The following is a 17,888-nucleotide window of genomic DNA, read 5'->3' on the forward strand; positions in this document are numbered from 1 at the left end:
GAGATCGACGTCAGAGATCCGTTTGTATATATGATCTGAATTCATATACAGGAATATAACCATGACGTTACTCAAACAGGCGCTTGCGAGGGTCTATGAGTATCGGATGTACTTCCTCGGCGTCTCGGGGTTCGTCATCGCTGGGCTCGCCGTTACCTACGGCGTCCAGACCGAAGACACGGTGGCGGCACTCGGTGCACTCCTGTTTCTGCCGAATGCGGTTGTCCTCCTCGGCATCGGGCTCCGAGAACAAGGATTGATCGGCAATCTATCGCCATCGGGATCCAACCCGGAGTAACGCCCTTCCGACACATTTCTCTTAGTTCGTTTTGACAAGCGTGAGCCGCTGCTGTATCATCTGATCGACGTTGTACAGGAGCACGCTGACCGAGGCGAGGACGGTTCCCAGATAGACGATCAATCCGGGTGGTCCGGAAACCGTTCCACCGAGGGCCGCGCCACCGAGTCCAACAACGATGAGCTCAGCCCACGTCAGCAGAATGCGCGACAATAGCCACGTTCGGTCGGCATCAATCGATTGCTCGTCCGACGCGACGGTGAGCCCTTCCCCGTCGTCAGGAACGTTGGCGTCGACCACTGTCAGTAAGCCTCCTCGGGGGATATGGGACCACTGAACGCCGAGTAGAGCACGACAAAGTAGCTTGCCACCAGCGGCAACAACAGTGCGGCGGCTATTGACATCAGATTCAGCGGGAGCGTCGAGACAATGGTTTCGCTGATCGTTGCTCCAGTTGCTGGGTCGATGGCAGGATACATAATAATCCCCACAACGGCGATCAGCCCGTACGTGAGGACCGCTGCCGCCCCGAGTGCCAGTAGACTCTCACCGCGCCGCATGGCGACGATGTATCCCGCGGTGAGGCCGATCGAAGTCACCACTAACACGACGATGGCCGGATGTAGCAGTGTCAACAGCCCACTGGGCAGTCGCACGGCGAGGATCGCTAGCGTTGCCACCACCGCCACCAAGTAGCCGACGACCGCGAACTGACCGTACGTCGACACCCGCTCGGGCAGATCGAGTGGCGCTTTCAGCCGGAGGAACGCCGCCCCGGAGACGACCGTCAGCAGCGTCAGCGTGAAGCCGACGACGACGCCGATGAGCGAGACGGAGCTCTCGTTGCCGACGAGCCAGTTGCCGGCGAAGACACCGAGCAGGAACGGCGCGAGGACGCTCCCAGCAACGAAGGCGACACTCCACGCCCGCTGCCAGCGCTCGTCATGACGCTGTTCGTACATCTCAGGCGCCAGCCCACGAAGGATGAGCGCACCCAAAATCCCGAACATCAGCAGGTAGTGCCGGCTGAACAGGTTCGCGTAGGCCGCGGGAAAGGCGGCAAAGAGTGTGCCGCCAAAGACGACCAGCCAGACCTCGTTGCCGTCCCAGAACGGACCGACGGCAGCGAGGACAGCCTCATGTTCCCGGTCGGTGTTGAGCAGACCGTAAATCGCCCCTGCCCCGAAATCGAACCCATCGAGAAACAGGAACGTCGCTAGCAGCGTGAAGATGAGACCGAACCACATCTCAGAGAGCGGGAGGCCGAACAGCGGTCCAGCACTGAGCGACTCGACGCTAATCATTGATGATACCTCTCGGCTGTCCGCTAGCAGTATCAATCTGCGTCGACCTCCCCATGACCGTCGGCACGTCAGTCATCGTCGGTACCTCCCGCGGCCGACGTGTCTAGCATAGGTGTGCGGTCGGGACGCTCGCGAAGCTGTTCGCGACCGGGCGGGCCGTTGCGGATGACCCGAGTGATAACGTAGGTATACAGCCCGAGCAACGCAAGGTACACCACGGCGAAGCCAACGAGTGAGATCGTCGCTTCAGTTCCCGTTAACCCGGGTGAGACCGCTTCACTGGTCTTCATCACATCCTGAATGACCCACGGCTGTCTGCCGACCTCGGTGACGATCCAGCCGAGTTCGACCGCGAGGATGCCCAGCAGTGACGAGCCCATCAGTGCCTTGTGTAACAGACCATCATTCAGTAGCTGGCCCTTGTACCATCGGTAGCCACCCCAGAACGATAACAGGATGAACCAAAATCCCAGACCGACCATCGCACGGAAAGCCCAGAAGACGATGGCGACCGGCGGCGCCTGGCTCTCAAAGGTGTTCAATCCACGTATCTCGGCGGTCGGATCACCCCCGCTGGCGAGCCACGACGCGCCACCGGGTATCCCGATGCCGAACAGTTCCTTCGCCCGTGGGTCGGTGATCGAATCGAGGTTCGTCGGGACGGCGATAAGATACTCAGGCACGTAGGAGTCGGTCTCCCAGACGGCCTCCATTGCGGCAAACTTCTGCGGTTGGGTTTCGGCGACCGAGCGGGCGTACATGTCGCCCTGATAGACTTGAAACGGGGCCGTGATCAGCAGAGCGACGAGGGCGATCTTCAGGGTCATCTCCCAGAAATTCACGTTGTCGACATCGATCCCACGAACGTGGTGTTTGAACACGTAGTAGGCGGCGATGCCGGCCATGAAGAGCGCGACCGATTCGACGGCCGCGTTCTGCATGTGGACAAACATGTAGCCGAATCGGGGGTTAAAATACGCTGCAAGCGGATCGACGAGCTTAACGACCGTCTGGCCGCCCTCGGTGACTAGTTCATAGCCACGCGGGGTTTGCATCCATGAGTTCGCGATGAGAATCCACACGGCTGAGAGCCACGTGCCAAGACCGACAGCGACGCTTGAAATGAAGTAGAGCGTGTCATCGACGCGCTCACGGCCGAAAACGAAGATCCCGAGGAACGTCGCCTCTAGCATGAACGCCATCATCCCCTCAACGGCTAGCGGGCCACCAAACAGTTCGCCGGCGGCAATCGAAAACGCCGCGAAGTTCGTCCCGAACTCGAATTCGAGGACGATTCCAGTAACGGTGCCGACAACAAAGGAGATGGCGAAGATCTTGGTCCAGAAGCGACGCAACTGTTCGTACACCGGCTCGCCAGTTCGAATGTCCTTCCATGTAAAATAGATAAGAAACGGGGCTAACCCCATGCTCATCACCGGAAAGATGATATGGACGATTGTGGTGAGGGCGAACTGGAGCCGGCTAGCGATAAGTGGATCGACCATGGCTGAAGGAGTGGCTAACAGCCGATTCTAAAGAACATATCATGTTAAACATATCCGCACCTCCTTCTCGCCGGGAAGCGGCGAACCGTTTATTATGTCGACCGATAACGCCGCCGTATGGATACCCGGCGTGTCGTTCTTGTGCTCGTCTGTCTGGTGACGGCGATCATGGCTATCAGAGGGTTTGTCGCGCTCCAGAACGTGGAGTTCGGCACGGTCGGGCGACAGCTCGGTGTGGGGGCGATCGTCTTCATCTTCGGGATCGCACTTGTCCGTCGATGGGATGAGATCGGGTAATAATTGACGTAGCGTTCGGTGATTCATCAACACTCAACACGGTCCACAATCGGCAGGTCACATCGAGTTAGCGGAGAGCCACAACGGATAGAATTATTAAGATATCAGGGTAATCCTCCGTTGACGTACGAAATCCAGGTTGATAACGGAATAGTTACTGTGACGAGGTGTTCTCTGTCCAAGGATCTAGTCTTTCATATCCGTCCTCCAGGCTCTTCTCCTTCTACAGATGATGCACTGGAGTGTTTCCTTCGTACGGCAGAACCCAAACCTGTGTGTTTAATCTACTAGATTAAGAATCACAATGTAGGTGATTTCGTTTGGGAACTACTCAGAGCCACGACAGCGGACACGGCCATGATAGTGGCGAACGGAGCATCCGGAAATTGGGCGTGGTCGCCCTGATCAACCTCGTCGGCTTCGTGATCGAACTTGCTGGTGGTCTCCTCTTCGGTTCCGTAGCCCTGATCGGCGACGCCTTCCACATGCTGTTCGACGCGCTCGCGTACGTTCTCGCCTTCGGTGCCGCCTACGTCTCACGACGTACTGAACCAGGCGAGTACTGGTCATACGGACTGGACCGTGTCGAGCCGTTCACTGCGTTTCTGAACGGTGTCCTCCTCGTTCCGATGGTGGGATACCTCGTCTGGGAGTCCTATCAGCGATTCCTCAAACCCGTCGAGATCGATCCGTTGATGACAGCAGGACTCGCTACGGGCGGACTGGTCGTGAACTTCGCGTCCGTGTACTACTTACAGGGCGGCGAAATGAACCTCAACGAGAAGGGTGCGTACTACCATCTTATCGGGGATACCGGCGCGTCCGTCGCTGTCATCGTTTCGATGCTCGTTGTTGAGTTCACTGGATCGACACTCGCTGACCCAATCACGGCAGTGTTGATCGCGGTCATCATTATCTGGTCGGCTGTGAAACTACTCCGTGAGAGCGGCAAAATATTCTTCCAGCGGAGTCCGGTTTCCGTCGACGAAGTCGAAACCCGGTTAAAACAACTCGAGGGCGTCGTGGCAGTCGATGATGTACACGTTTGGCAGTTATCGAGTACGATCCGCGTCGCGTCGATGCATCTGAAAGACGATGTCCAGTCACTCGAGGAGCGGGAGAAACTCAAAACACAGGCTGTCGACGTTCTTCACGACGAATTCGACGTTGACCACGCGACTATCGACATGGCTAGTGAATCGAACGAATATGCACAGGTGCCAGAGCATCAGTAAGCGATGACGGCGTGGGACTCACGGTTTCTCTGAGCACTTCACGTTACCTGCAAGTAGAGGGCGGAGAGCAATACGGCATTATACACACCATGGATCACAGCTGGGGTTACGAGGTTCTCCGCATATTCGTAGGTGGCGCCGAGGACGAGTGCGAGAACGAACACGACGGCCATGTAGGTGAGTTGGCCATCACCACTGAGAGCTGTCGTGTGACTCACAGCGAAGATCGCACTCGCAATAACGACTGCACTCCCTGGCCGGAAGGTTTGTCGTAGTGTTCCCTGGATAAGCCCTCGGAATAAGAATTCTTCGCCAGGACCAACGAGCAGTAGTGAGAATGGCACTACGCTCTTGTGACGTAGATTGTTGGTGAGTCAGAGAACTGCTTGGACAATCTCTTTCAGTGCCTCTCGACCCGGTTTATGGAGGATTCGTCGCCGAAGCTGGAGCGGTCTGAGATACGCTGTCAGTTTGTCCTTTGAGACGCCTCGATGCGGCGAGAGCCACCGTCGCGCCAGCGACGCGTGGCTCTCGCACGTGTTCACGTGCGCGTCTCCATCAGCGTACTCGCCGTCATCGTGAATTACTGCTTCTCGGTGGAAGTTCTCGTCATCGTCGAGTGGATCGTAGGCCCGAAATCCGTCAGTATACACGGTCAGCGACTCCTTCTCGTGGTTGCCGAGAAGGAGTCGCACCGTCGCTTCGTCGGCGGATTTCGCCGGAATGACGTATCGCTGACCGCTGCCGCGATCCACGAGGACGAACACGGGTGGTTTGTCTTGATCATACGTTCCGCGTCCGCGTCGAGAGAGGCCGCGAGAGCGCGACCAGCGGTCGCGCTCGCGGCCTTTCAAGCCGGAAGAGACGTAGAACTCGTCAATCTCGACCGGGCCAACGAGAGAGATGTCTGGCGCGTCGAGCGTTCTGGCGAACTGCTCGACGCGCCGGCGAAGTGAACGATACGAAACGTCAATTTCAGCATCTAACTGGCGGATACTCGTGTTGAATCGGAGGAACGAGTAGAACGCGAACAAGAGCTTGTCGAGGCCGATCTTCGCGTGCGCGAAGATCGTGCCAGTCTTGTCGTTGAACGTGCGGTCGCAATCCTTACAGAGATACCGTTGATACTCTCGATAGCTGCCGTGTTTGATCACTGACTCAGACCGGCAGCGGGGGCAACAGAGGCCCTCGCGGCGCTCGCCTCTGAACTCAGCAATTCAAATGGGAACATTGCGTTCGGGTGACGCGTTCGCGTCACCCTTGCCCGCTACGCTTCCACAGCGACAGCTCTACCTGACCAACAATCTACTTCCGAAGAGCGTAAGAGGCAAAGGAGGATACCCAATACGTAGGACACCGACCTCATTTGACGTACCGAACTCGCAAAGTCGGAGTGACCACGGACTCGTTATGTAGACACCATGAGTCGTCTACGGATGTCGAATTCTGTTTCGTAAAGTGATTAGGCTTAACTGGATTCGCCAGTGAGATCAATATGCTCCGTTGGTGTAGCTCGGCCAATCATCTCGGTATCTCACGCCGAGGACCGAGGTTCAAATCCTCGATGGAGCATCTCCAACCCGCTTCGACCCTCTATAGGCCGACCTCATATCTGCCCACTACACGACTAGCTTCACAGAATCGCGTGTTGGGCAGGTATACCTCCGTAGAACTAGTTGCAATCACCAGCCTATGTCTGGTTGCTTTTGCTACCGCGACGGTCGTATTTACCGTAGGCGGAACTCCTTCAAGCACGTTGTCGACGGCAGGTAGATGTCAAGAAAGCCAGTGGCATCCTCGTCATCGCCGATCAGAACGATGATCTTCGTATCACGGTTGCTCAGCTGCGTGAGCGTGTCATCTCTACCCAATTGTGATTCGCCGACGACAACGTCGCCGTTTCGGAGACACTCGAAGACGATTTCGTCGAACACGATGATACCGCGGATCACTGTTTCCTCGATACTCGTTGCGACGGAGAATGGTGTCGCGAACTCGAGTACCCATGGACACCCGATCAAGACACTGACAACGCCGTCAGGACGGCGATCGAGACGCCAGCCCCCATCACGAGCGACCAGCCGCCAGCAATACCGCTCCGCCCACGACGACTGAAAGACCGGACGACCCGGATCGATCGACCCATCGCTGGATGCCGTGGTCTCCACTCTGGTGACCTCAGACCCACGTGATGAGCCGTCAACTCTGCTGGATACACTGTCACTCACCGTGAACACAGCAGCCCCGTTTGTGACGACCGCTCCGCCGACGAGATTGTCGCCCACTCGCTTCAGGGCTGGAAGGTGATTCACCCGCCGTGACTGCTTTCTCGACCGTACATTCGCTCTCGGCAAGATCAGAGCTATTTCTGAATATACAAAGAATACATAATAATCGCGAGTGCGAAAGCGACGAACATACTATTTATGAGGACAACATATGCCAATGAGACAGAGAAGAACTGATTAGCTACACCTGTCAACAGTGCTCCGAGCGTGAGGACACCAAATCCGATACCCAGAACGCGGAGAGAATTCTCACCAGTTCGCCGATAAGCTTTGAACGCGATATAAGTAATTCCACCCCCGAGAATCAGGATTACAAACTTAACTATCGCAATTGCGGGTACAACTTCCTTCATATTTCGTCCCCCATCATTGTCCAGATGTCAGCAAGTCGCTCGTCGGTAGACTGTGATAGCCGCTCGATATTCACCGAAAACTCACCCGTGTCATCCAGGGAAATCATTACGTCATTGAATGACCGCTCGTAGTGAGTGACACGTCCGCCACCGGGATTGATCGTATCCCACTTTCGTACGAGAGCAGCGGAGCTGAGAAGTTCTAATTTGCGATACAACGTCGACTTGGGGATGTCACAGACATCGCTCAATTCGTTTGCAGTCATAGGTTCAATGGTTTCGCGGAGAATGGATCGACACTCAGGATCGTCCAACGCATCGAGGACATCTTGTAACGCCGGTGTGTCCTCAGATGACGCTGAATTGTCTCGCATTGTTCTATTAAATATGTTGGGCGGAATATGGGGTCCAATTGTTCTTCGGGAATGCTCCTGATGGTTCGGATCTAAGACCGGTTGCGATATCCAGCTCATAACAGGTAAGTTGTCGAAAGAATCGCGAGATGAGAGTCGACATAGTGATACTAATAGCGGGGTGTTATAACCTATACTGAGTTTCGGATCGTTGTGCCGTTTCTTCAATGATTTCGGAGAAGCCTCGCCCGAGCGAACTGATGAACTCGTCATTATGAAAGTGGGTACATGTTTGTTCGACAGCAATCAAATGTTTGTCAACTGAATTAACAATATCTATTACGTAAGAAGGTGGCTGGCTACTAACTGTTGTATCTCGATCAATCTTGGTCTCTATCTGAAATTTGCTCATATTAGAATTACGGCTGTGAGTGAATGAAGAGCTGTTTGCTGTCCGAACAGACCCACCCATTCAGGCATGCTTCTCATACACCTCGAGAAGTTCCTGATATCGGTTTTGGATCGTTACTTGGCTGACGTGGGCGATTTCACTTACAGTCTCCTGTGTGAGCTGTTCGTTCGTGAGATGGGTCGCAGCATACAGCGCGGCGGCCGCCAATCCTGCCGGGTTTTTCCCACTGTGGACACCATTATCTGTTGCCACCTCAAGAAGTTCTCTAGAACGTCGTTCTGCTTCATCGCTCACATCAAGCGATGACGCGAATTGTGGAAGATATTGAGTCGGATTTTGCGGCTCGATCTCCAACCCGAGTTCACGGGAGAGATATCGGTATGCTCGCTGGACTCTGATTTTTTTGACACGACTTACGTCGGAGAATTCAGTCAGTGGACGTGGCGTCCCATGCTGTCGAGCAGCCGCATACAACGAAGCCGTTGACATCCCCTCAATCGATCGGCCAGGTAGCAGGTCCTTCTCTACAGCACGCTTATACAGGATGCCGGCAGTTTCTCGGACTGATTTCGGAAGACCGAGAGCAGACGCCATGCGGTTGATCTCACCGAGTGCTTGTTTGAGATTTCGCTCATAGGAATCTTTCGCCCGAAACCGCTCATCCCACATCCGAAGGCGCTGTAGTTGAGCGCGTTTGCGATCAGGAACTGCTTGTCCGTAGGCATCCTTATCCCGCCAACCAATGGTAGTACTCAATCCCTTATCGTGCATCAGATGCGTCGTCGGGGAACCAACACGACTCTTTTCATCACGTTCTTCCGACGTGAACGCACGCCATTCCGGGCCGTGATCGACTCGGCTTTCCTTGAAAATTAACCCACAACCTTCACAAGCCGATTCACCTCCATTGCCCTTCTGAATGATTTGGCCTTGACACTCAGGACACACATTGCTCTCGATACACTCCGAGACCCGCTTGCGACTATCTAACGACTGTTCGTTGCTTTGTTTTTGACACATAATGATAATATTATGGACAGGTTTGCACCTCCAAATCGTGGGTCTTCTTGACAATTCGGAGGGGTGGCTCCGCAATGAACAAGTGGCGGAATCCCACTTAGGGGGAATCCGACCTATACCTTTGTCATCATGCCTTTAACAGCCTTATCGTAATTGGGAGGCATCCCATCAATCGAGATATGGCCCAAAATTCAGCGAACTCAAACTACCTTCGAAAGACGATTTCAGAGGGTCCAGTTAAGTTCGAGCACATCGCCGGCCTGACGCTGGTTCTGACGTACATCGTGATGCTTCTCGGCGCCTATACGAGTGCAATCGGTGCTGGACTCTCTTGCCCCGACTGGCCGAGCTGCTACGGTACCTGGGTACCCTTCTTCCAACCCGATATCATCGCAAATTCACCGTACTCTGCCCTGCAGATATTCGCCGAATGGGCCCACCGGGGACTTGCGATGACTGCTGGCCTCTTCATCGCGGGGACAGCAGTTGGTGCGTGGATTTTCTACCCAGACGATACGTTAGTCAAGTGGTCCGCAACAACGGCACTCATCTTGCTTCCAATTCAGGTCGTACTCGGACGACTGACTGTCACAGAGAACCTCGAACCAATAATAGTCACGACGCACCTCGGAGTCGCTATTCTCATTCTCCTCAGCCTGCTCATGACCGTCCTTACGACCTATCTTCGTGACACACGAGTCGATAAATCCAAAATATGGGGAGAAGCATGACCGATAGCGAACGCATCTCGACTATGCTCACATCATCTGGTGGAGGACATAGACTGTTAACGAGACGTCAGTTCCTCGCGACAAGTGGAGTATTGGCGCTCAGTGGATGTCTCGGTGGCGAAAATAATGAATCAACAAATGCTGCTGTTGATGATGCGGTAGCTAACGCGCCGGACCCAGACGACCCCACATCATCCACATACGCAAGAGCGGGAGCGGCCGACCGACCAACGGTGACCTACTATGGGAACTGGAAATGTCCGTACTGTGCAGACTTCAGCACAGATTTTCTCGGCAATATAGTCACAGACTACGTCGAGCCCGGAGACATCAGCCTACAATTCCGTGCGTTGGCCTACATCGACGGTGAGCCATTCCTCGCCTCTGATGCCCCTCGTGCCGCTCAAGGTGGTCTCGGTGTCTGGAATGTAGCTCCTGAAACCTACTGGCGATACCACGAATACGTCTTCGCCAATCAACCACCGGAGGGTGAGGAATGGGCAACCACTAACAAACTCGTGTCATTCGCTGAGGAGGCTGGAGTAACGGAGACGGAACAGCTCCGGACAAAAATTCAGGAACAAGCCTACGAATCACCGGTTCGAGAGACGAGTCAGGCAGCAGCCGACGCCGGCGTTTCGGGAACCCCCGCCCTTGTGATCGATGGTGAAACAGTCAACCCGCTGAGTGACGAACAACGAACTCGTACCCTTATCGAACAACTCGCAGATGGATCGTGATCGGATCTGGCTCGTATTGGGTAGTGCAACCCTCATCGCCGGGATCGCAACAGCTGGGAGTCTCTGGTTTAGCCTCGGACTGGTACCGTGTGACCTCTGTTGGTACCAACGAATTCTGATGTACCCACTAGTAATGGTTATGGGTGTCGCAGCGATCGAAGCTCGCCCTACTGTTTGGCGGACTAGTATTCCCTTGTCAGTTCTGGGTGGAGTGATCGCAACGTATCACACAGTGTTGCAAGCGCGACAACCACCTGCTCCCTCAAAGGACCGTGTGCCGCTGTACAATAGCAGTTCCTGTAGAAAAGATGACAATTCTGAATCTCTCACTTCTGGCATTCACGCTCATTACAGCCGCAGGAGCTATCTGTATAATTGTATCTGTGAGACAAACGAAGACAAAACCACGCAACCAATGATCAAACCCAATTTACAAGCACAACCCAGTATCAGAACTCGACGTATCGCTTTCACAGATCGATCAGTGACCAGTATTTTCAAATGACAGAATCAACGACACGGATTCAGTCTGTCGGGAGTGCAGTTGGGCTCACGTACGGCTCAACGGTTATCGGGTCGATAATTGTCACCATCGCTGCCGCACTGCTGGGCGCATTCGGGGTCGATGTAACCGCTCGTCCATCGTTGCGCCTCGTAATGAGCACGATCCTATTACAGGGGGTAACATTCGGAGGGCTCTCAATCCTCTATCTCAGATTTCGCGATCTCGACTTCGAATTCGTTTCGCTTTCGATTCCGGACAGGCGGGATATTGCTGTAATCATCGGGGGAATAGGTACACTTCTCGGATTGCTCATTGTCGCATCACGCGTTATCTCCTCACTCGGACTGGAATCGGCGGAAAACCAGGTAGTAACAGTTGGCCAGCAGAATCCGACAGCGTTTCTGATTCTCATCCCTCTATCGTTTCTGCTAGTCGGTCCGGGCGAAGAGCTGTTATACCGAGGACTGGTTCAGGGAACACTTCGAGAAACGCTACATCCAACCCGTGCAATCGTTCTTGCGAGTGCCCTCTTCGCGTCGATCCATCTCTTCTCGTTGAGTGGAGAAGGAAAGCTTGTGTACGTCGGTATCGCATTCGTGCTAGCTCTAGTACTCGGTGCGACCTACGAGTACACCGATAACCTCGTTGTTCCGGCTCTGATTCACGGTGCGTATAATGCGATACAGTTTACGAGCGCATATTTGACGGCCACAGGTGGAATGTAACTGTTTGCTACCCGTTGACCCCGGATACTAGCTCTCGTGACGGAGAACTAAGCGTTTGCTTGCCGGATCCGTCCGGCTGTTACCGAACATGTTAGCGTGCCCTCTCACAGACAGAGATTCTGCAGTCTCCCTTTATCGCGACAGCACAACGTCCAAATGGACCATGACCCGATCTTTCGGTGCCCCTGGAACTGGACTGTCCCGGCGGGAATTTCTCGCTGCAACCGGCGTGACGGGTGTATCGGCGTTGGCAGGCTGTTCATCAAAAACAATTAACGCGCCGACGGCGGCCGCGAACGCCCCGAACGAAGGACAGACGTCGTCTGACCTTCCCTACACCAGTCCTCCAACGGTGGTCAACGTCGACGAGCAGGGAGGTTCCGTAACGATGGGGACGCAGCCGGCGCGACACGCCGTCCACCCGCTCGATTCAATGGGTGGCCCGGTCGAGTTCCCGCGCGTCTGGGCGTGGCAGGCCGACGACAACGACCCGAGCGTTCCGGGCCCGATCCTCCGAACGACCGAAGGTAACGACATGGAAGTGACGCTCGACAACACGAACGGACGCCGGCCGCACACGATCCACTTCCACGGCGTCACGAAGACGTGGAAGAATGACGGCGTTCCGACGTCGACCGGCATCCAAGTCCCGGCAGGCGAGAAACACACGTACGAGATCCCGGCGAACGTTCCGGGGACGCACTTGTACCACTGTCACCTCCAGACCCACCGCCACATCGATATGGGGATGTACGGGATCTTCCGGGTCGACCCCGAAGGCTACGAACCGGCGGACCGGGAATACTTCATGACGATCAAAGACTGGGACTCGCGGGTCCCGAAGAAGTGGGCCGGTGAAGCGGACTTCACGTACGACACGGCCTCGCGCAATCCGGACGTCTTCACCGTCAACGGGAAGAGCGCACCCCGAACCCTCCATCCCGAACAGGGCTCTCCGATCATCGTCGATAAGGGAGATTTAGTCAGAATTCACCTCGTCAACGGCGGGTACATGTCCCACCCGATGCACATCCACAACCACCGCTTCCAGCGCGTCGAAAAGGACGGTGGAGTCGTCCCGGAAGCAGCCCGACACGACATCGACGTCACGAACATTGCCCCCGCCGAGCGGCACACGATCGAGTTCACGGCCGACGCGGACCCCGGCATCTACCTCATGCACTGCCACAAGGTCAACCACGTCATGAATGGGACGTTCTATCCCGGCGGGATGCTTACCGGAGTCGTGTATCGCTCCGTCATGGATTCGGACATCTTCAGCCAGCTCATGGAGTACGCCGGATACGAACCGAACTGATAAGATCGGACATTTTCACAAAACAACCTGATCGGGCTCTCTCCAAAACGTTTTGCCCGGACGGAAATTTCCGCGGAGTCACTTCAACGATTTCGTGAGGGCCGAAAGAGACAGATAATTGTATGCGGATCGCTAAACTTGGGTAATGCTTCCGAGAGGACGCCAACAGGATACAGACGGTGACAGAGAGGGCTCTCATCGAAGGTTCTCCCGCTTATGTATCCTGTTTTCAGTCGGGGTTATCCTCCTCTCTCTGATCCCGACCGTGGCCGCTCACGGTGGCTCCGAAGCGTCAGGCCTCTCGCAATCGCACGGACTGGCGATCGTTCTGATCGGCGTCCTGTCAGTCGGTACTCTCGTACTGCTCAAACGAAGCGGGCGAATCTCTCCGACAGCCGCTCTGTACGGGATTGCGGTCGGCATCGGGATTACTGTCGCCGGAGCGATTCTGTTCGAGGGGCTGGCCCCGGACCCGACGTATCAGGCCAGTTCGATGCCGTTCCCCCGGTCGTGGTATCAGCCGCTCGCGATCGTAACGGGTCTTTCGGTCGTGGTTGTGAGTTTCATCGTCGGGGTCGTGCGTTGGACAACATGTCCCCGGTACATGGTTCTCGGAATGATACTTGGAGGATGGATACTGTATCCGTACCTACTTCCGGGTTTTAGCGGCTACACGAATCCGATAGGTTACGGGATTGTCCTCGCAACACCACTGCTCGTTGGATATATTCTCTGGAAAGATGTGGGCCCGACGCTGTCCGTGATTCTTCAGGATCCGGTAGCACGTCGGTTCGGATTCGGTATCGGAGCCATGGTGAGTATCTTTTTTATGGCGACATCGGGGTATCTGTCGTTCTTCAGTGAGGAAGGTGCCCCCGAAGAGACAACTGTGGCCGTCTTATCCGTACTGTATCAGATCGTACGGTGGCCCACACTCGAAATACTCCTTCCGGACGTTCCGTTCTTCATCGCTATCTCTCCGGGAGTACTACTGGTACTCGGATCGCTTGGCGTTCTCGTGGGCCTGAATGCGGCCGCCGTTGCTCACTCTTGGCGTCTCAATCGTGAGGCAGGAGCGACACAGGGCACCGCCGGGACGGCGACGGTCGTCGGTGCGTGTACGTGTGGATGCTGTGGGCCGCTCGTCTCCCAAGTCGCAGTAATCGCCGCGGGTCCCACGATTGCGGCGCCGATATACTGGATCTTCGTCGATTCGGCGTCGCCGCTCAACTCGATATTCCTCTTGGGTAGCATCGCGCTATTCACCGGGACGCTCATCTATTCGATCGATTCCGCTACACCTACCCGAAAAGACGTGTTTGAGGTTAGTGCGGATTAGATAGACTCAACTACATCTGTTGATATCCTCTGTCGGTGATTGTTCACCGAGGTCTTGTTGAAATAAAGAGCGTATTGATCAGCAATATCAATCGGATAGAGACAACGCAGGGCGAGCATGGATCTCGACCCTGTGAATCTCACGGACTGGGCTGTACCACTACGGACTAGCGCGGAACTCACCGTGCTTCATCCCGAAGAAGAACGCGATGACCGAGAAGACGATCATTGAGGGGAGGACCATCATGAAGACCGTCGAGGGGGTCATCATAACCGTTAGCGCGACTGTTGCGACGGCGACGATCACAGCAAGTGGAATCACCGAGCGCGTGAAGTCGAATTCCATATCAGGAATGGTGGCTGGACAAACAAAGTGTTTAAGAAAGCAAATCTGATGATCAACTGATTTACAATTATCGCCGTGAAATCACACTGGCCGAGTGCTACATAGATCCTCTGATGGCACCGTAGAAAGGGGTGTTCTGACGAGAACACCCCGGCCCGATCACCGGTGATTCTCTCATCAAAACGGAGCCGTCACCACACAGGGACCAGCTGACAGCGACAAACGACACTTCTTGCCCGGCTATCCTGTCGATTTCTCTTGCTTCGCCTCCGATTCCAGGAATCTGGAGGCTCGCTTCAGGTTTCTCCCCATTGCTTTCGCTATCGAGGCGTTTTTCACCTTGATTTTCCCCGTGAACTTCGTTTTCTCACCGTCTTTGTGATACATCTCGTTCATCAATGACTCAACTCCGGCACGTAAGTTCAGGAACTCCTGTTCCGCTGGATCATCCAACCGCCTCCGTCGCTGAGCCACTTCTACCCGCCGTTCCCTGAACCCGTAGCTATAGTGTTCTTGCTGTTCCTCGACGAAACAGTTCTCTTGGTGCTGGCAGCCATCACAGAACTTCTTGTCCATCTTCCCCGAGATACGGCCGGTCTCGTAATGGTTCTGCTCGAATGGTTCGTGTCCGGCAGGACACGCAACCATTCTCGTCCCATCCCACTCTGGGGCGGCAAGCGACATCTTCTCCGCCGCAGGCCGTTGACCCGTGATTCCTGTGAAGTGCTGCGTGATCTCCTGATCACGGCAGCACTTTTCTACTTCCTTGTGCGTGTACCCACCATCTACGAGCAGGTCACGTAATCCCGTTTCCTCGGCGAGATTCCTCGCGTCTTCGGCCAAGAGGTCTCCATCATCCGTGTTGTTCGTATCGACTCGAACCGCCGTAATTAGACGAAACGGATTTTCACCATCGCATGTCTCAGCGATATTCGACTTGTAGCCGAAGTAATCTTCCGCGTCCTTGGAACGATACGTCGCTTCGTCGTCGTGAGGGTTTTGCAGTGAGCTGCTGTCGATCTCGTCGGACTCTTCCAGTCCGATGTGATCGTGTCTGTCTTCGGCGTCTCTTTCTAACGACTCGGAGTCGGGTTCATCTTCGGCAGTCTCTGTAGAGTCACTTGAAGAGGTGTACGTTTGGAGTGGCTGCCAGCCCGGTGACTCGTCACCGGGATGGCCCTGATCATGCCTTGTTTTGCCGCCTAGTGACGACGTTCTCAGACGCTCTTACTGTAATATTCCGTTAGATTAACCCGGAAATGGACGCCGTCTGGCGATATGGCATCGCTCAGACGGCTTGCTTGGATGTGTCGAGATCTTGCCAAACAGCATGTTGATGATCCGGACGTACCCGCCGCGCCGGACGGCGCGGACGGGTACGCCGAGTGGGTGCAGATCGCGTTGATCCTGTACCGCGTCGAACTGGAGAAGAGTCTCCGTGAGACCGAAGACTACCTCAACGAAATGCCCGGCGTCCTCGCCGTGTTTGATCTTGACGACGCACCGCACTACAGCTCGTTTTGTCGGTGGGAAAAGGAGTACCGAATGCGTGAACTCCGCCGCCTGCTCCGCGCTTCGGCGGAGCAGGCGGGCTGGAGTGGTGAAGCCGCAATTGACGCAAGCGGCTTTCAACGCGATCAAACCAGCTACCACTACCGCGACCGCGCAGACTTCTCGTTTCAGTCGATGAAGACGACGATTTTGATCGACGTGAATTCGCTAGCGATCAAGGACGTTCATTTCACGACGCAGAAGGCATGGGACGGTCATATTGGGATGCAGGTCTTCCGCCGGAACGCGGAAGACCTGCGCGTGTTATCTGCCGACGCAAACTACTCATGGAGCGATCTCCGTGAGGAGTGTCGCTCCAACTCAACGCGACCACTGATCAAGCACAGAGAGCAAACACCGCTACAGAAGGCTCACAACGCCCGGATGAATGAGGATTACAACCAGCGCTGGATGAGTGAAACGGGCTTCTCGCAGTTGAAGGAAGACGACGGCGAGAAGCTACGCTCCCGGAGCTGGCACGGCCAGTTCCGGGAGCTCACGCGGAAGTGCATCATCCATAACCTAACGCAGGCGGCGAGTTAGGGCTCGCCGCCTGCTCCCCCTTCTCCGGACATATTTGGGAGAGGCATCGCCATCGTCATCTGATCAAGGGAGTAAGATGGCATAGTTTTGACTCTTCGAGCAACACCGTCAGCGGCAGCTACTACATCTTCTGAGTGTAAGAACCGTGCTTTAACGCCGTGAAACCGTGAGTTACCGACCCTACCCCGACGCTGTCTTGCGTTCAACAAGGCACCTGATCAGCAGAATCCTGATTATCGTCATCGTCTTCGAGATCAGGAATGCGATAGCATTGTTCGTCGAGGACACGCTGTAGATGAGCGAAGCTGTTCAACCCGGCGTATTCATCCTCGTCTCCGAATCGATCAACAAGCCACGCAGTATGCTCGGCGAGCGTTTCCATCGTTGCGGGAATTTCGCCCGGTTCAAGATGATAGGACAGCTCTAAGTTCTCGATGTCGGCGAACTCGTCATTCCAGCAGGAAGTTCCTGTGCGATCTCCCGAAGGAGATCGCACAGGAAATTGTGAAGCACTTTAGCGAGGAGATCGACACGAGACAGTTGCTTGATGTTGGCCTCAATGAACGTCGAATCCATCCGTTGAGTACTCGCATCAATCTCAAATTCACCCTGAAAGTAGGTACGGTGATTCTCGAAAACCTCGTTTAGCAGGTCGTGACCGGTCTCTTCTTCGTATTCCATCAACCGACGGCGGAAATTGGTGAGTGTCTTCTCACAAATATTGTCTCCGAGTGTCTCCTTTCCTAATACGTTCCTGACGCGAAAGTCGAAGACGTAGGCGTGTTCGAGCTCTTTGTCGGACATACCGGCAGGTGTTAGATAATCTCCAAGGAGACAAGCTCGTTGACTGGCTTGTTCGGACGGCTATACCCGTCGTGGTATAGCCGTTCGAACTTTGTTTCATCAATTTGGGTGAAAACATGTTCGCAGAAGTGAGTAGACCAGTGATTCTGCAGTTTCTTTCGTATCCTGCCTGAAAGGTCTTTCAAAGGCGAAAAGAGCATCTCTTGCTCATGTTCAGTATTT

The 17,888-nt window shown here is 54.9% G+C and carries 22 protein-coding genes, 1 tRNA gene and 1 pseudogene; 12 read left to right on the plus strand and 12 right to left on the minus strand.

From position 1 onward, the window contains the following. Positions 1 to 61 precede the first annotated feature (61 nt). On the plus strand, positions 62 to 298 hold the full coding sequence (locus tag ACZ45C_RS00520) for a hypothetical protein (RefSeq protein WP_058365397.1): 237 nt from the start codon (positions 62 to 64) through the stop codon (positions 296 to 298). 21 nt (positions 299 to 319) lie between these two features. Here the strand turns inward: ACZ45C_RS00520 and ACZ45C_RS00525 are convergent, their stop codons facing one another. From ACZ45C_RS00525 to ACZ45C_RS00535, 3 genes are all read right to left on the minus strand, one after another. Beyond that, entirely contained in the window at positions 320 to 598 is a 279-nt protein-coding gene (locus tag ACZ45C_RS00525) for a hypothetical protein (protein WP_241659219.1), read from the minus strand. A 2-nt stretch (positions 599 to 600) separates the two neighbouring features. Continuing rightward, a complete protein-coding gene (locus tag ACZ45C_RS00530) occupies positions 601 to 1,602 on the minus strand; it encodes a cytochrome d ubiquinol oxidase subunit II (protein ID WP_144800184.1) in 1,002 nt (333 codons plus the stop codon). A gap of 68 nt (positions 1,603 to 1,670) precedes the next feature. Next, complete coding sequence (locus ACZ45C_RS00535; protein WP_144800185.1) at positions 1,671 to 3,107, minus strand: cytochrome ubiquinol oxidase subunit I; 1,437 nt, start codon at positions 3,105 to 3,107, stop codon at positions 1,671 to 1,673. A gap of 117 nt (positions 3,108 to 3,224) precedes the next feature. Between ACZ45C_RS00535 and ACZ45C_RS00540 the strand changes: the two genes are divergently transcribed. Both ACZ45C_RS00540 and ACZ45C_RS00545 read left to right on the plus strand, forming a co-directional pair. After that, positions 3,225 to 3,404: a hypothetical protein gene (locus tag ACZ45C_RS00540; RefSeq protein ID WP_058365068.1), complete on the plus strand. Its 180-nt coding sequence runs from the start codon at positions 3,225 to 3,227 to the stop codon at positions 3,402 to 3,404. A 320-nt stretch (positions 3,405 to 3,724) separates the two neighbouring features. Then, a complete protein-coding gene (locus tag ACZ45C_RS00545; RefSeq protein WP_058365067.1) occupies positions 3,725 to 4,639 on the plus strand; it encodes a cation diffusion facilitator family transporter in 915 nt (304 codons plus the stop codon). Positions 4,640 to 4,677: 38 nt separating this feature from the next. Here ACZ45C_RS00545 and ACZ45C_RS00550 read toward each other — a convergent pair whose 3' ends face one another. Both ACZ45C_RS00550 and ACZ45C_RS00555 read right to left on the minus strand, forming a co-directional pair. Next, positions 4,678 to 4,983: a CPBP family intramembrane glutamic endopeptidase gene (locus ACZ45C_RS00550; protein WP_080508283.1), complete on the minus strand. Its 306-nt coding sequence runs from the start codon at positions 4,981 to 4,983 to the stop codon at positions 4,678 to 4,680. Positions 4,984 to 5,013: 30 nt separating this feature from the next. Further along, positions 5,014 to 5,870: pseudogene (locus tag ACZ45C_RS00555) on the minus strand (IS1595 family transposase). 266 nt (positions 5,871 to 6,136) lie between these two features. On the opposite strand from ACZ45C_RS00555, the gene ACZ45C_RS00560 reads away from it, so the two are divergent. Beyond that, a tRNA-Glu gene (locus tag ACZ45C_RS00560) sits at positions 6,137 to 6,211 on the plus strand. A 155-nt stretch (positions 6,212 to 6,366) separates the two neighbouring features. Here the strand turns inward: ACZ45C_RS00560 and ACZ45C_RS00565 are convergent. The 4 genes from ACZ45C_RS00565 to ACZ45C_RS00580 all read right to left on the minus strand — a co-directional run bounded on the left by ACZ45C_RS00565 (position 6,367) and on the right by ACZ45C_RS00580 (position 9,065). Then, a complete protein-coding gene (locus ACZ45C_RS00565) occupies positions 6,367 to 6,924 on the minus strand; it encodes a hypothetical protein (protein WP_125919944.1) in 558 nt (185 codons plus the stop codon). A gap of 77 nt (positions 6,925 to 7,001) precedes the next feature. Beyond that, a complete protein-coding gene (locus ACZ45C_RS00570; protein ID WP_080508282.1) occupies positions 7,002 to 7,280 on the minus strand; it encodes a DUF7521 family protein in 279 nt (92 codons plus the stop codon). Continuing rightward, positions 7,277 to 7,654 carry a winged helix-turn-helix domain-containing protein gene (locus tag ACZ45C_RS00575; RefSeq protein WP_080508281.1) on the minus strand — a complete coding sequence of 126 codons (378 nt, stop codon included), beginning with the start codon at positions 7,652 to 7,654 and terminating at the stop codon, positions 7,277 to 7,279. Before ACZ45C_RS00575 ends, ACZ45C_RS00570 begins: the two co-directional genes overlap by 4 nt. Before the next feature lie 451 nt (positions 7,655 to 8,105). After that, entirely contained in the window at positions 8,106 to 9,065 is a 960-nt protein-coding gene (locus ACZ45C_RS00580) for a transcription initiation factor IIB (RefSeq protein ID WP_080508280.1), read from the minus strand. 179 nt (positions 9,066 to 9,244) lie between these two features. Here ACZ45C_RS00580 and ACZ45C_RS00585 point away from each other — a divergent pair, with 179 nt between their 5' ends. From ACZ45C_RS00585 to ACZ45C_RS00610, 6 genes are all read left to right on the plus strand, one after another. Beyond that, positions 9,245 to 9,796 (plus strand): COX15/CtaA family protein, encoded by a 552-nt coding sequence (locus ACZ45C_RS00585; protein WP_080508279.1) that lies wholly within the window; start codon positions 9,245 to 9,247, stop codon positions 9,794 to 9,796. Further along, entirely contained in the window at positions 9,793 to 10,536 is a 744-nt protein-coding gene (locus ACZ45C_RS00590; protein ID WP_206664949.1) for a DsbA family protein, read from the plus strand. Before ACZ45C_RS00585 ends, ACZ45C_RS00590 begins: the two co-directional genes overlap by 4 nt. After that, complete coding sequence (locus ACZ45C_RS00595; RefSeq protein ID WP_343771647.1) at positions 10,526 to 11,041, plus strand: disulfide bond formation protein B; 516 nt, start codon at positions 10,526 to 10,528, stop codon at positions 11,039 to 11,041. Before ACZ45C_RS00590 ends, ACZ45C_RS00595 begins: the two co-directional genes overlap by 11 nt. Before the next feature lie 152 nt (positions 11,042 to 11,193). Further along, positions 11,194 to 11,766 (plus strand): CPBP family intramembrane glutamic endopeptidase, encoded by a 573-nt coding sequence (locus tag ACZ45C_RS00600; protein WP_206668691.1) that lies wholly within the window; start codon positions 11,194 to 11,196, stop codon positions 11,764 to 11,766. Positions 11,767 to 11,929: 163 nt separating this feature from the next. After that, entirely contained in the window at positions 11,930 to 13,084 is a 1,155-nt protein-coding gene (locus ACZ45C_RS00605) for a multicopper oxidase domain-containing protein (RefSeq protein WP_058365064.1), read from the plus strand. Between the two features lie 145 nt (positions 13,085 to 13,229). Then, positions 13,230 to 14,423 (plus strand): hypothetical protein, encoded by a 1,194-nt coding sequence (locus tag ACZ45C_RS00610; protein ID WP_241659220.1) that lies wholly within the window; start codon positions 13,230 to 13,232, stop codon positions 14,421 to 14,423. Between the two features lie 159 nt (positions 14,424 to 14,582). Here the strand turns inward: ACZ45C_RS00610 and ACZ45C_RS00615 are convergent, their stop codons facing one another. Further along, positions 14,583 to 14,768 carry a DUF7333 family protein gene (locus tag ACZ45C_RS00615; protein WP_058365063.1) on the minus strand — a complete coding sequence of 62 codons (186 nt, stop codon included), beginning with the start codon at positions 14,766 to 14,768 and terminating at the stop codon, positions 14,583 to 14,585. Positions 14,769 to 15,008: 240 nt separating this feature from the next. Next, positions 15,009 to 15,989 carry a transposase gene (locus tag ACZ45C_RS00620; RefSeq protein WP_464374308.1) on the minus strand — a complete coding sequence of 327 codons (981 nt, stop codon included), beginning with the start codon at positions 15,987 to 15,989 and terminating at the stop codon, positions 15,009 to 15,011. 57 nt (positions 15,990 to 16,046) lie between these two features. Here ACZ45C_RS00620 and ACZ45C_RS00625 point away from each other — a divergent pair, with 57 nt between their 5' ends. Further along, positions 16,047 to 16,862, plus strand: coding sequence for an IS5 family transposase (locus tag ACZ45C_RS00625; protein ID WP_464374304.1), 816 nt, complete (start codon positions 16,047 to 16,049; stop codon positions 16,860 to 16,862). A 166-nt stretch (positions 16,863 to 17,028) separates the two neighbouring features. Beyond that, the gene (locus tag ACZ45C_RS00630) at positions 17,029 to 17,157 is read left to right on the plus strand and encodes a hypothetical protein (protein ID WP_460560824.1); all 129 of its coding nucleotides are present in this window, start codon (positions 17,029 to 17,031) and stop codon (positions 17,155 to 17,157) included. Positions 17,158 to 17,285: 128 nt separating this feature from the next. On the opposite strand, the gene ACZ45C_RS00635 is transcribed toward ACZ45C_RS00630, so the two are convergent. Next, positions 17,286 to 17,666, minus strand: a complete 381-nt coding sequence (locus ACZ45C_RS00635) for a hypothetical protein (RefSeq protein ID WP_206664951.1) — start codon at positions 17,664 to 17,666, stop codon at positions 17,286 to 17,288. Positions 17,667 to 17,888 lie beyond the last annotated feature (222 nt).

The sequence above is a fragment of the Halorubrum pallidum genome (assembly GCF_055380345.1).

Bases quoted from the DNA above. Each gene is read 5' to 3' on its own strand.
- ACZ45C_RS00585 (WP_080508279.1), top strand. From the start codon at position 9,245: ATGGCCCAAAATTCAGCGAACTCAAACTACCTTCGAAAGACGATTTCA.
- ACZ45C_RS00600 (WP_206668691.1), top strand. From the start codon at position 11,194: ATGAGCACGATCCTATTACAGGGGGTAACATTCGGAGGGCTCTCAATC.
- ACZ45C_RS00520 (WP_058365397.1), top strand. From the start codon at position 62: ATGACGTTACTCAAACAGGCGCTTGCGAGGGTCTATGAGTATCGGATG.
- ACZ45C_RS00540 (WP_058365068.1), top strand. From the start codon at position 3,225: ATGGATACCCGGCGTGTCGTTCTTGTGCTCGTCTGTCTGGTGACGGCG.
- ACZ45C_RS00595 (WP_343771647.1), top strand. From the start codon at position 10,526: ATGGATCGTGATCGGATCTGGCTCGTATTGGGTAGTGCAACCCTCATC.
- ACZ45C_RS00570 (WP_080508282.1), bottom strand. From the start codon at position 7,280: ATGAAGGAAGTTGTACCCGCAATTGCGATAGTTAAGTTTGTAATCCTG.
- ACZ45C_RS00625 (WP_464374304.1), top strand. From the start codon at position 16,047: ATGGCATCGCTCAGACGGCTTGCTTGGATGTGTCGAGATCTTGCCAAA.
- ACZ45C_RS00615 (WP_058365063.1), bottom strand. From the start codon at position 14,768: ATGGAATTCGACTTCACGCGCTCGGTGATTCCACTTGCTGTGATCGTC.
- ACZ45C_RS00580 (WP_080508280.1), bottom strand. From the start codon at position 9,065: ATGTGTCAAAAACAAAGCAACGAACAGTCGTTAGATAGTCGCAAGCGG.
- ACZ45C_RS00605 (WP_058365064.1), top strand. From the start codon at position 11,930: ATGACCCGATCTTTCGGTGCCCCTGGAACTGGACTGTCCCGGCGGGAA.
- ACZ45C_RS00610 (WP_241659220.1), top strand. From the start codon at position 13,230: ATGCTTCCGAGAGGACGCCAACAGGATACAGACGGTGACAGAGAGGGC.
- ACZ45C_RS00590 (WP_206664949.1), top strand. From the start codon at position 9,793: ATGACCGATAGCGAACGCATCTCGACTATGCTCACATCATCTGGTGGA.
- ACZ45C_RS00530 (WP_144800184.1), bottom strand. From the start codon at position 1,602: ATGATTAGCGTCGAGTCGCTCAGTGCTGGACCGCTGTTCGGCCTCCCG.
- ACZ45C_RS00535 (WP_144800185.1), bottom strand. From the start codon at position 3,107: ATGGTCGATCCACTTATCGCTAGCCGGCTCCAGTTCGCCCTCACCACA.
- ACZ45C_RS00575 (WP_080508281.1), bottom strand. From the start codon at position 7,654: ATGCGAGACAATTCAGCGTCATCTGAGGACACACCGGCGTTACAAGAT.
- ACZ45C_RS00635 (WP_206664951.1), bottom strand. From the start codon at position 17,666: ATGTCCGACAAAGAGCTCGAACACGCCTACGTCTTCGACTTTCGCGTC.